The sequence below is a fragment of the Arthrobacter alpinus genome, from assembly GCF_900105965.1.
Taxonomy (GTDB): domain Bacteria; phylum Actinomycetota; class Actinomycetes; order Actinomycetales; family Micrococcaceae; genus Specibacter; species Specibacter alpinus.
This window is the reverse complement of sequence record NZ_FNTV01000001.1, coordinates 3,620,037-3,631,938: the sequence shown is the minus strand read 5'-3', so window position 1 is coordinate 3,631,938 and position 11,902 is coordinate 3,620,037. Positions and strand designations below refer to the sequence as shown.

The 11,902-nt window shown below is 61.2% G+C and carries 12 protein-coding genes; 3 read left to right on the top strand and 9 right to left on the bottom strand.

Annotated elements, in window-relative coordinates:
• Nucleotides 1–20 precede the first annotated feature (20 nt).
• Genes BLV41_RS16585 through BLV41_RS16575 form a run of 3 tightly spaced genes read right to left on the bottom strand, consistent with a single transcriptional unit; the run spans nt 21 to nt 1,842 of the window.
• Nucleotides 21–881 carry a spermidine synthase gene (locus BLV41_RS16585; RefSeq protein WP_074712569.1) on the bottom strand — a complete coding sequence of 287 codons (861 nt, stop codon included), beginning with the start codon at nt 879–881 and terminating at the stop codon, nt 21–23.
• Between the two features lie 46 nt (nt 882–927).
• The gene (locus tag BLV41_RS16580; RefSeq protein ID WP_074712567.1) at nt 928–1,449 is read right to left on the bottom strand and encodes a GNAT family N-acetyltransferase; all 522 of its coding nucleotides are present in this window, start codon (nt 1,447–1,449) and stop codon (nt 928–930) included.
• A 60-nt stretch (nt 1,450–1,509) separates the two neighbouring features.
• Entirely contained in the window at nt 1,510–1,842 is a 333-nt protein-coding gene (locus BLV41_RS16575; RefSeq protein WP_074712566.1) for a thiamine-binding protein, read from the bottom strand.
• A gap of 112 nt (nt 1,843–1,954) precedes the next feature.
• Between BLV41_RS16575 and BLV41_RS16570 the strand changes: the two genes are divergently transcribed.
• On the top strand, nt 1,955–2,617 hold the full coding sequence (locus BLV41_RS16570) for a DUF5684 domain-containing protein (protein ID WP_074712565.1): 663 nt from the start codon (nt 1,955–1,957) through the stop codon (nt 2,615–2,617).
• Here the strand turns inward: BLV41_RS16570 and BLV41_RS16565 are convergent.
• The 4 genes from BLV41_RS16565 to BLV41_RS16550 form a co-directional block, all read right to left on the bottom strand.
• Nucleotides 2,594–2,905: an AzlD domain-containing protein gene (locus BLV41_RS16565; protein ID WP_074712563.1), complete on the bottom strand. Its 312-nt coding sequence runs from the start codon at nt 2,903–2,905 to the stop codon at nt 2,594–2,596. The genes BLV41_RS16570 and BLV41_RS16565 overlap by 24 nt on opposite strands.
• Nucleotides 2,902–3,705, bottom strand: coding sequence for an AzlC family ABC transporter permease (locus BLV41_RS16560; protein WP_083360841.1), 804 nt, complete (start codon nt 3,703–3,705; stop codon nt 2,902–2,904). The genes BLV41_RS16565 and BLV41_RS16560 overlap by 4 nt, the downstream gene beginning before the upstream one ends.
• A 61-nt stretch (nt 3,706–3,766) precedes the next feature.
• Nucleotides 3,767–5,614 (bottom strand): glycoside hydrolase family 15 protein, encoded by a 1,848-nt coding sequence (locus BLV41_RS16555; protein ID WP_074712561.1) that lies wholly within the window; start codon nt 5,612–5,614, stop codon nt 3,767–3,769.
• A 47-nt stretch (nt 5,615–5,661) separates the two neighbouring features.
• On the bottom strand, nt 5,662–6,564 hold the full coding sequence (locus tag BLV41_RS16550; protein WP_074712559.1) for a glycerophosphodiester phosphodiesterase: 903 nt from the start codon (nt 6,562–6,564) through the stop codon (nt 5,662–5,664).
• Nucleotides 6,565–6,586: 22 nt separating this feature from the next.
• On the opposite strand from BLV41_RS16550, the gene BLV41_RS16545 reads away from it, so the two are divergent.
• Nucleotides 6,587–7,882, top strand: a complete 1,296-nt coding sequence (locus tag BLV41_RS16545) for a DUF445 domain-containing protein (RefSeq protein ID WP_074713395.1) — start codon at nt 6,587–6,589, stop codon at nt 7,880–7,882.
• Nucleotides 7,883–7,928: 46 nt separating this feature from the next.
• Here BLV41_RS16545 and BLV41_RS16540 read toward each other — a convergent pair whose 3' ends face one another.
• On the bottom strand, nt 7,929–8,804 hold the full coding sequence (locus BLV41_RS16540; protein ID WP_074712557.1) for a hypothetical protein: 876 nt from the start codon (nt 8,802–8,804) through the stop codon (nt 7,929–7,931).
• Between the two features lie 219 nt (nt 8,805–9,023).
• On the bottom strand, nt 9,024–9,665 hold the full coding sequence (locus tag BLV41_RS16535; protein ID WP_074712555.1) for an alpha/beta hydrolase: 642 nt from the start codon (nt 9,663–9,665) through the stop codon (nt 9,024–9,026).
• A gap of 140 nt (nt 9,666–9,805) precedes the next feature.
• Here BLV41_RS16535 and BLV41_RS16530 point away from each other — a divergent pair, with 140 nt between their 5' ends.
• On the top strand, nt 9,806–11,866 hold the full coding sequence (locus tag BLV41_RS16530; RefSeq protein ID WP_074712554.1) for a PhoX family protein: 2,061 nt from the start codon (nt 9,806–9,808) through the stop codon (nt 11,864–11,866).
• Nucleotides 11,867–11,902 lie beyond the last annotated feature (36 nt).

The following is an 11,902-nucleotide window of genomic DNA, read 5'->3' as shown; positions in this document are numbered from 1 at the left end:
AGGCTGGCAAACTGCGGAACCTACTCCGATTCGGCGTCGGTCAACACCACGGCGCTGCGACCGAACTGGCGGACCTTGGCGTCATCCCACAGTTGTGCGGGCATGGCACCGCCCAAGAGGTTGCGCGGCAGGCCCGAACCGTCGCCCAGAGGGGCGTCACTTCCGGCGATGATGACATTGCCGGAACGCCGGCCCTTGAGCATGGGCGGATCGGCAATGATGACGGCGTGCTTGAACGCGGCTGCGATCGTTGCGGCTTCACGGCGAGCAGTGAGGAGCGCTGGAGTGTCTCCGCAGTTGACAACATATACGCCGCCTGGAACAAGAACCTTGCGGGCCGCCTGCGTAAATTCGGCCGTGGTCAGGGCGTGCGGGGTTTTGGACCCGGCGAAGACGTCCCGGATGATCAAGTCGCGGCTGGCCTCGGTCAGCGTCTCTGTCACCTCACGCGCCTCACCGACCCGGATCTTCAGCAGTGGGGACCGCGGCAGATCAAACCAATCCCGGACGTAGTTGGCCAGCTTTCCGTCAATCTCCACCACCACATTGCGGGAGTTGGGGTATGCAGCCACCAGATAGCGGGGCATGGAGCAGGCCGCACCGCCAAGGCTCAAACTGCGCAGTTTTTCCCCGGGCGCCCACCGGTCCTGGACCAATGCCATGATCCAGCGCATGTACTCAAAATCCAGGCGCAGCGGATCCGCCAAATCAACGTGTGAGCTTTGCACACCGTTAAGCATGAGCAACCAGCCATTGGGGTTGTCGCCGTCGGGAATCAACTCGGCCTTGCCCGTATCGGTGACGAATGTTCCGGCCAAAGGACCGTTGAGAGTCACAACAGCTTCGGGAACGGCGTTTTTGGGTGCGCGTTGGCGGCCCATCAGAAGTCCCCAACACATGAATGAAAAGCTGCCCGCGGCGAAATAGTCACCGTTCAAGCGTAGTCGAGCTCCCGCCCGCCGCGGCCCTGACCATCCGGACGGTTGGCAGGTTGTGCCATGTGTCATCCATGCGATCGGTAGTTCCGTCCGCAACGAAGCCATTCTTTGCATAGAAGGCCTGGGCGCGCGGATTGTCTTCCAAGACCCAAAGGAAGGCCGCACCCCTACCGATGAGCGCATCGAGGAGCAGCTGCCCCGCCCCGCTGCCATGAACCCGGGCCAGCGTGTAAATCATTCGCAATTCCACGGGTGCTGGGGCCTCGGGATCTTCCGATGCGCCGCTGGCGGCAACACCCACCAGCCCCGCGGCATCATATGCCACAGTTGGAATATGGCCGGCCGTTATCCCCTGTCGAAGAGTTTCAATGCGCCCGTCCAGCGTGTTTCGGCGCATCTCAAAGAACTCCGGCGGCAAGTGCCTGCCATACGCTTCCTCATGGCAGCGCAGATGCAGGCGCATGACGGCTTCGGCATCGTCAACAGTGGCTGCTCGCAACAATAAGCTCATGCCACATCCTCGCAGATTGCCGCTCTGCAGCCGCTGCGCCGCCGGAGTGCTCGACGCCGTTTACTCGCCCAAGGCGTTGAGGGCGCCTTCCAAGCGAGCTACCTTGCCGCTGAGCTCACCGGTGTGGCCGGGGCGAATATCGGCCTTCAAGACCAAGGAAACCCTTGTTCCGTAGCGAGCCACAGCTTCTGTGGCTCGCTTGATGACATCCATGACTTCATCCCATTCGCCCTCGATCTCGGTGAACATGGAGCTGGTCTGATTGGGCAGGCCCGATTCGCGAACCACCTTGACCGCTGCCGCGACCGCGGTGTGGACGGAGGCGTCGTCGCCCGTTCCGGCCGGGGAATCGGTGGGGGTGCCGCTGGGTGCCACTGAAAATGCCACAATCATAAAAGTCTCCTCATTGCCTTGTTCAATTTGCCTTGTTCATTCCTTGAAGCTGTTTCCATTATGGGTACTCCTGCCCATGGGACCGCACCGTCATTGCGCATAGAGTTGCAGCATGCTTGCTTCCCTGGCTGCCTTCGCGCGCCCTTTTACCACCAGCCCGGACCCTTACGGCGATTCTTACTACAGTGACACCACGATGGAACCGGCCGCTGTCGCGGGCCTGATCACTCTGATGATCTTCTTGTATCTATTGATATTTGCCGTGGCATTTGTGATCTCCGGTCTGGTCTGGGCGGGCGCCTTCAGCAAGGCGGGCCACGCAAAATGGAAAGCCTATGTGCCGTTCTACAGCATGTGGATCCTGGTCAAGATCTCGGGCCGTCCGGAATCGCATTTCTGGCTCTTGTTCATTCCGTACTTCAACATCTACATGCAGATCGTGATCCTGAACGACATTGCCAAGTCCTTTGGCAAGGACGCTGCCTTCACGGTGGGCCTGGTCTTCCTGCCGGTAGTCTTCGCCGCAATACTTTCCTACGGCGATGCCCGCTACCTTGGCCCGTCCTATCTGACACCGGCACAGAAGCAATCTGCCCAGCAATACGCCCAACAGCAGTACGGCCAGCAATTCGCTCCGCAACAATTCACCCAGCCCTACGGCCAACAGCCCTACCCGGGGCAGCCCCAGGCCTTTGACCAACCGCCGGCACAGCCAAATGCCCAGCAAAACCCTGACCAGTACCCGTACGGTTCAGGGCCACCCCAGCAGCCGTAGTCCGGCGGCGGCAGCCGCACCGGCCAGGACAACCACCAAGAATGGGGCCTTGAACCACAGGGCAATGGCTGCCGCCACCAAGGCACCAACCCGCGCGTCGAGAACAACTGCCGTGCCTGTCGCTGCAACATTTACAACCGTCAGCGATGCCAAAAGACCAATGGTCAGCGTTCCGGCAACGCGGCTCATCCTTGGATTGGCCAGCACCTTCGCGGGCACCAGGTACCCCAACAGCTTGGTAGCGTAGCCAATCACCGCCGCTATTAAGAGCCAGACCCACATACTCATGATTGCTTCCCTCGGTGATTTCCGGCGTCGTGCCTGTGAGTGGACGGCTTATGCGGCGGCGGCTGGCCTGCGTGCGGATAGGGTTCAATGTCAGGTTCCAGGCCATCGGTGATGTGGCCGGGTGCATGGTCCGGCGCAGCGTCCGCGCGAAACCAGCCGATCAGCCCGGCAACCAGCGCCGCCACAAGGATCGGTATGCCGGGCGGAACGAACGGGACCACCAGAAGTGTCACCACGGCGCACACCACGGCAATCGCGGCGGGCTGGAACGCCTTGATTCGCGGCCACAACAAGCCCAGGAATGCTGCCACGGCGGCACCGTCAAGGCCCCACTGTTTGGGATCGCCCATGGCGTCACCAATTAGGGCTCCCACGCCTGTCATAATATTCCACAGCAGGAATATTCCAACGCCGGCCACCCAGAATCCGCGTTCCTGCTCGTCGGCATCGCTTTGGCCGGTGGCGGTGGCCGTCGATTCATCGATCGTGACGTGGGCGGCGACAAAGCGGCGCCAGCCCGTGGGGCGCAGCAAGGCGTTCAGTTGCATGCCGTAAACACCGTTGCGTATGCCCAGCAGAGCCGAGGCGCTCATGGCCGCAACACCCGTGCCGCCGGCAGCAACAACGCCGATGAAGGCGAATTGCGATCCTCCGCTGAAAAGCATCAGGCTCAGCACCATGGTCTGCCAGAACGAAAGTCCGGCGGCGACCGACAGCGCCCCAAAAGAAACGCCGTAAAGGCCTGTGGCGATCGCGATCGAGGCGCCGATCTTGGCTGCGGGCGAATCCTTAAGCTTCATCGCCCCATGCTTTCACGCCGGCACAGGCAGGCTCACGTCTGTCCACATGGCAAGAACCCGCTCAACCCTGCAGGATCACTATGGGCATGGTGTTCGTGTCGATGGCCTCGGTGGACAGGCTGAGGCTTTCGGTGCCATGCAAGGCATCGGCCGCACGGACCAGGGCCAGGTGCGAGAAGGCCTGGGGGAAGTTTCCCGCCATCCTGCCCTGCTCCATGTCATATTCCTCGCTCAGCAACCCCACCTCATTGGCCAGTCCAACCAAGGTGTCCATCAGCGCCACGGCATCCGCGTGGCGGCCAGAATGCGCATATTGTTCAACCAGCCAGAAGGAACAGGCCAGGAATGGGTACTCGCCCGGTTCCAGACCGTCCAGGCCGGAGGCCGTTTGGTAACGCAGGATCAGGCCATGGCGATCCACCAGCTCGTTTTCCAATGCATCCACGGTGCCCAGCATCTCTGGGGAACTGTAGGGGACAAACCCCACCTGCGGCAGAACCAGAAGCGATGCGTCAGTTGTTGTACCGCCATAGGTCTGGGTAAAGGTGTTCAGCTCCTTGTTGAAGCCATGCTCCATGATCTCCTCCTTCAACTGATCCCGGAGCTTTTCCCAGCGTTCCACGGGCCCCTCCAGTCCGTGATTTCGCACGGCCCGGGCACCACAGTCGAAGGCCGCCCACATCATGACGCGTGAGTGCGTGAAGTGCAGGAGGTCCCCCCGCATTTCCCAGATGCCGTGATCCTTGGCGGTTAGATGTTTCTCCACAAAACCCAACATGGCCTGTTGCAGCGGCCACGAAAAGTGGTCTTCATTCCCGCCAGCCAAACGCAGCTTCTCCAAGGCCACAAGCACCTCTCCCACAACATCGGCCTGGTACTGGCCAACAGCACCGTTGCCGATCCGTACCGGCAGGGCACCCTCATAGCCTGGCAAGTGGCTCAATTCGCCCTCCGCCAGGTCACGCTCACCAGAGAGGCCGTACATGATCTGCAGGTCCTCAGGATCTCCAGCCACAGCCCGCAGCAGCCAATCGCGCCACTTCATGGCCTCGTCGTCGAATCCGTGGGTGAGCATGGCTTCAAGTGTCAGGGCAGCGTCGCGCAGCCAGCAGAATCTGTAATCCCAGTTCCGCGCACCACCAAAGTCCTCTGGCAGGGAGGTGGTGGGTGCCGCAACAATCCCGCCTGTATCCTCATGCGTCAAGGCGCGCAGCACCAACAGCGAGCGCTCTACGATGGCCGCATACTTGCCGTCCTGGTTGTACCTCGCCGCCCAGTCTTCCCAATAGTCAGCCGTCTGCTCCAGGGAAAAATCAATGTCGATCGCGGCCGGAACCGGGCGGTGCGACGGATACCACGAAAGTTCCTGCTGCACTCGCTGCCCTGCTTGAACCGTGAAGATCCCAGCATGTTCATGCTCGACGGCCACGGGCAGCTCATCTCCGCGCAGCACCAAGGCGTCGGGCCCGGCTACGGCAACAATCGCTTCTGTCCCGTCGGCTGCATCCATACGGCGGACCCATGGCAAAACTTTGCCATAGCCCGGGCGGACGCTAATCCGTTCACTAAATTCAACGCTGCCCTGCAGGCCCTCGATGCGGCGCACCACGGAGGCCCGGCGGTCCTTGACCGGCATGAAATCGGTGACCCTTGCGGAGCCATCAGGGGTTTCCCACACGGTCTCCAAAATAAAGGTTCGGCCCATGTAGGCGCGGCGTTCAACGGCGGCCTCGGCGTGAGTCGGCGCTATCAACCAGCGGCCGTGGTCAGAGGTTCCCAACAGGGCGGTGAACACCGATGGTGAGTCAAAGCGGGGGAAACACAACCAATCGATACTCCCGTCCCGGCCCACCAAGGCGGCCGTGTGCAGATCCGAAAGCAGTGCATAGTCTTCAATTCGCGATGCCATGGTTCCATGCAATCACATGTCGTCAAGCCCCTGCATGGCGCCTTCGGTTATGCCTGCGCCCCGCTCGCGTCGACCATCCGCAGTGAGGGCTGCGAACCGGCCAACAAGGCCCTGATTTCACGCGGCTTGTTGGTTGTAACCTGGGTAACCCCTGCTGCCAAACACAAATTCAAATCTTCGGGCGTGTCCACTGTCCACACCCGAAGCACCCTGCCATTCTTCACCCAGTTCGCTGCATTGTCCGGGTTGGCTCGCAGGTAGTCCACGCCCGGCCCTGCCAGGTGGGCCACGCCGTCATCCACCAGCGCCTCCCCCTCAGCCATGGCGCGCCGCATCAGGAATGCGACAGTGTGGCCGGCAATGGGGCCTACCTCCAGTTCATCCTTGATGTCCTCAACGCCCACATCTTCCAGAAGCTGGCAGATGTGGTCGGGAGGAAGCTGTTTGGACAAATACTTCACGGCCGCCGGGTGGAAGCTCATGAAGGAAACCAACACATTCGAGGCCTTGGAATCCTCCGGTGTCCAGCCGTGACTGCGAAGTGTCTCCAGCGTCTTCTCGATCACCTGCGGACTAAAGGAAGCCCCGTACTTGAACTCAATGGCCAGCCCAAGCACCCTGCCTGCGCCCGACAGAATTTCCAGCAGCTCCGTCAGGGTGAGCAATTGGGCCGCCGCGGAGCCGTAGCTCGCGGGGATTTCCACGCCGTGCCAGGAACTGAAGTCCAGCTCACGCAGTTCCGCCAAGGTCATCTCTGCCACTGGACCGGTTCCGTTGGAGGTCCGGCCCACGTCGTCGTCGTGGAGCAAGACGAGTTCACCGTCGGCGGTGAGGTGGAGATCGCATTCAACCCCGTCGGCGCCGTCGCCCAGGGCCTGAAGATAGGCGGCTCGGGTGTGCTCGGCAAAGTCGGCGCTTGATCCTCGGTGGGCGTAAATCTGAACGGTCATGGCTCCACGCTACGCTTACTTCATGGCGCAGACACTTCGGTTAGATCCACAGGGCACCCCGGTGCCTCCCACTGAACATCCCGATGCGGAAAAGGCTGCGGCCCTGAAACGGATGAAAAACATCGCACTGGGCCTGCTGGTGTTCATGGCGGTGGTGTTCTGCTTTGCGTTTGCCTTTCAGGAGCACTACCCGTGGCTGACTTATGTTCGTGCGGCGGCCGAAGGCGGCATGGTTGGCGCGCTGGCTGACTGGTTTGCCGTCACTGCACTGTTCAAGTACCCCATGGGCTTGAAGATCCCCCACACGGCCATCATCCCTAATCGCAAGGATGAGATTGGTGCATCTCTGGGCGATTTCGTGGAAACCAACTTCCTCTCCGAGGAAGTTGTCTCGCAGAAGTTGGCCACCACCCGGATTGCCCAAAAAGTTGGGGCCTGGCTCTCCAAACCAGCCAGCGCCCAACGTGTGGCAACCGAGGGTGCCGCCGCCCTGCGCGGTGCCATTGAGGTGTTAAAGGACGACGACGTCAAGGACGTTATCGAGTCGATGGTGCGTAAACATGTGCTTGAGCCGCCGTGGGGCCCGCCCATTGGCAAGCTGGCCGAGCGAATCTTCGCCGAAGGTCACCATCACGCCTTGGTGGATCTTTTGGTTGACAGGTCCACAACGTGGATCCGGACCAACCACTCAACCATTTCCGGGCTGGTTTCCGACCGCTCCCCTGGTTGGGTTCCGCAATTTGTGGACGGCCTGGTTGGCGACAAGATCTATACCGAAATCTATAAGTTTGCCCGCGCTGTGCAGGACGATCCCCGCCACGAGGTCCGCCTCCAGCTGGATGGCTATCTCAAGGATTTGGCCCAGGAACTGCAGCACGATCCGGCCATGATCGCCAAGGCGGAATCCATCAAGGCCCAGGTTTTGGGTGATCCCGAGGTCCGAGAATTGGCCGGGCGCACTTGGGAAACCATCAAATCAGCCCTGACAGATGCAGCCGAGGACCCAAATTCCGAGCTTCGCCTCAAATTTGCCGCGGCCGTGCAGGACTTCGGCACCCGCCTCGTGGAAGACACCGAACTGGCGGAGAAAGCCAACCAATGGATCTCCAACGCCGCCGCCTACCTGGTGGGCACCTACAAGCACGAGATCACGTCGCTGATCACCGAGACTGTTGAGCGTTGGGATGCAGAGGAAACTTCGCAGAAAATTGAACTGCAGGTGGGTAAGGACCTGCAGTTCATCCGAATCAACGGCACCGTGGTGGGCTCCCTCGCCGGCCTGGCCATCTTCACGATCGCCACGCTGGTGTTCGGCTAGGCAGGCTGCGGGGCCGGCGCGCTGGCGCACCGGCCATCGCGGGCAGTCACTTCGAGCGGCGCGCGGCCTTCGGTGGTTTTAGGGCCTTCGGAAGCTTGGGCTGTTTGCTGGTCGCCTCGAGTTCTGCGAGGAGCAGCGCCGGAATTTCCATGGGGGCCGGCCCAAATGCGCGATTTGCCGAGGCGATAACCGCCTTGCCCATCATGTAGTTGCCGATTCCACCAACGGCCGCACCAATGCCAAACGGCAGTGCCTTGCCCACAATGGATACGCTGCCCTTGGCGGCCATTTTCTTGAGGAACATTTTTTGCATGGGCCCTACGAGGCTCTTGACGGTGGTCAGCGGAAGGCTCTTGCTCACGGTCTTGCCCCACGCCTGCATGGGCGTTTTTCCGGTCCCCAGTGCGTGGCCTGTCAGCCCCGTCAACATGGCCTGACCTTCTTCACCGAGAATGATGGCCATGACGGTGAGTTGGGCGCTCTGCGGATCCTGCAGCCGGACCCCGTGGAGTTCGGCAATGGATTGCGCGTAGAGTGCCGTCGCTTCCAAGAACACAAGAGTTGCGGCGGCCGAAATGGACAGCGCCACCACAGTTCCCACACCCGGAATGATTGCAGTGGCACCAATGGCGGCACCGCCGGAGCCCACACCGTTAAGGAAGTCGCGCTCCAACCGCTGGCTGAGTTCGTAGGCGGTTGCGTGCGGGTAGCGTTTGCGCAGGCGTCGCAAGTTCGCCAGCACCAGGGGCCGCTGAACCTCAACAGCCTTGAGCAGCATGTTGTGGATTGCGGGGGCGGGTCGCCCCTGCTTATCGAATGCCGCGTCAGCAGCAATCTGTACCGCCGGATTAACCTTGCCCGCCGATCGCGCAAAGCCGGGACCGGGCGGCATTCCTACGTGGTTAAGGTCTTTGCTTGCCATGGATTCTCCCTGCTGAGTCTGTGTCTCAAGGGTAGCCGTCATTCCTGAACGGAACTCGGCGTTCACTCTGAGGCGAAAGCCGCCTGGCGGACTAGTGGCAGTCCCGCCTGCGAGCGCAGAGGGAGGAACGGCGTCGTACTTGGTTCTAGAGCCACGGTTCCAGAACAAAGGGGATGGTGCCGGCGGCAGCGATCCAATGGCTTCGGCATCTGGCACACCCTAACTACTGGGAACGAAGGAGCCGGGTATGTGTGCAGTCAAAAATGATGAGACGTCGGCCAGCTCATCGGCACGGGTGTTGTGGCCCATGCCGTCATAATTGGCAGCGGAAAGTTCAGTGTTGGTGGCGAGCCAGCCTGCCGTGAAGGCGGTGGCGTCCGGGTTGATGACCAGATCGGCCCTGTCACGGGCCCAGTAAAACGGAATCCGGTGTTCCAACGGCTCCATCGTGGCAAGAAGTTCATTGCGCAGGACAAAGCCGGACAGCCCCACTCCTGCGCTGAAGGCCCGCGGGCGGAACCGCATGAGTGTGGTGGCCATGGCCATGCCCTGCGAGTAACCCAGGACGGATACGCTGCTGAACGCGTACCGGGCCATGACAGTATCAAGCCAGCTAAGAACGGCCGACGCCGCACCCACCACCTCGGCGAAGTCGTTGGCTAGGAAGTAGTCCAGCAGGAACCAACCGTAGTCACCTGAGATGTCTTTTGGCGCCCGCGGCGCCGCGCAGGTGAATCCCTTCGGCAGGTCAGCAAAAAGGGCTTTCATGCGGCCTTCATCTGATCCGTAGCCGTGAAGCATCAGGAGCAGCGGGGTGCCTGCACGCTCGCCTTCGGGCCGGGACCACGCAACCGTATCCATGGGCCAAGACTACCCACCCAAATACCTGCCCGACTCACATGATTGGCATCGCGTTAACCGGCGGTTCAACCAAACACCTCCTTTTCGTTATTCCGGGCTGACATTCTGGGCGCAACGCACCCACCGATAGAAGGTTTGCCATGAACGATTTGAAGAAGCTCCTGCCCATGCTCGGCCACACGCGAGGGAAGCGCAGCGCCGTGACCTGCAGCCTCAAGTGTGACAACGCTTGCTCCAAGGCCGTGTGTAACACCTCCGCCAACAACTACTTTCGCGACATTGCCTCCACGGAATTCTCGCGCCGATCGGCTCTTGGCATTGGCTTGGCCGGTGCGTTGAGCGCCGCGGTGCTGGTTCAAGGCAACGGCCAGGGTCAAAATTCCCAGGGCAACAACGGCGTTGGCCATAGCGGCAAGGGTGGCAAGTTTGGGTTCACGCCCATTGCGCCCGTGGATGCGTCCGTGGACAGCTTCAATGTGCCCGCTGGTTTTGATTGGTCGCCGATCATCCGCTGGGGCGATCCCATCTTCAACGAAGCCCCCGACTTCGACTTCGCAAACCAGAATGCTGCCGCTCAGGCCGGTCAGTTTGGGTACAACAACGATTACCTGGAGATACTGCGCCAACCCAACGGCAAGAAGGGCCTGTTGGTCTGCAACCACGAATACGTGAACCCGCAGATCATGTTCCCTGCCGCCCCCGCCTCTGCCGCCGAGGAAGCCGAGCGTCGCAACATCTTCCGCAACGCCGTCGGAATGACAGTGGTGGAACTGGAGCGCAAGAAGAAGGGCCAGCCATGGAGCTATGTCCGCGGTGGAGGGTTGAACCGCCGCGTCACCATGGATACCGAATTTGAGCTGACCGGGCCCCTGGCCGGCTCCGACTTCGTCAAGACCGCCGCCGATCCCACCGGCACCAAGGTGTTCGGCACCCTGGGCAACTGTTCCGGTGGCACAACACCGTGGGGAACCATCCTCTCTGGCGAGGAAAACTTCAACGGCTTCTTCCGCACGAACGGAACCAGCGTCGAGGACCGCCGCTATGGCCTGGGCAACGCCGCCACGGGCATGGGCTGGGAGCTCGAGGATCCTCGTTTTGATGCCCGTGGCGAGGACTACCGCAACGAACCCAACCGTTTCGGCTACATCGTGGAGATCGATCCCGAAGACCCGAACTCCACTCCGAAGAAGCACACGAGCCTTGGCCGCTTCAAGCATGAGGGCGCCAACGTCATCGTCGCCGACAATGGCAAGGTGGTGGCCTACTCAGGTGACGATGAGCGTTTTGATTACCTGTACAAGTTCGTCTCCAAGAACAAGTACAAGAAGAACAACAGGGCCCACAACATGACGCTGCTGAACGAGGGCGACCTTTACGTTGCCCAGTTCGCCGGCAACTCGGCCGTGGAGATCGACGGCTCCGGCACGGTTCCGGCCGATGGAAAGTTTGATGGCTCCGGCCAGTGGCTTCCCCTGGTGCTCAACGGTAAGAGTGTCATTGCGGGCATGAGCGTCCAGGAGGTTTTGGTTTACACCCGCCTGGCCGCCGACAAGGCTGGGGCCACCAAGATGGACCGTTGCGAGGATGTGCAGCCAAACCTGCAAACCGGCAAGGTTTATGTGGCCTGCACCAACAACACCAAGCGGGGCCTTCCCGGCCAGGCTGCCGCCGATGAGGCGAACCCCCGGACCGAAAACCGGGATGGCCACGTTGTGGAGATCACCGAACGCCGCGGGGATTCAACCGCAACTACGTTCAATTGGAGTCTGCTGTTGCTCTGTGGCGATCCTGCCAAGAACACGCAAACATACTTCAGCGGTTTCCCGGCCGACAAGGTCAGCCCCATCTCCTGCCCCGACAACCTTGCCTTCGACACTCAGGGCAACCTGTGGATCTCCACGGATGGCGCACCTTCAGTGATTGGCTACAACGATGGCCTGTTCAAGGTGGGCTTGGAGGGCCGGAACCGCGGCAACGTCCAGCAATTCGCCTCCATGCCGCGCGACGCCGAGACCTGTGGGCCGCTCATCCACGATGACGAGTCCATGGCCTTTGTTGCCGTGCAACACCCGGGTGAAGACGGCAGCTACGGCGCGCACAGCTCCTTCTTCCCTGACTACGTGGCCCAAGGTTCGACGCCGGCCCCCGGCAAGGTGCGGGCGCCCCGCCCCTCGGTGGTTCAGATCTTCCAGGCAAACTAACGGCCGCAGGCTGCAGGCAATCCGCCCACACTCACT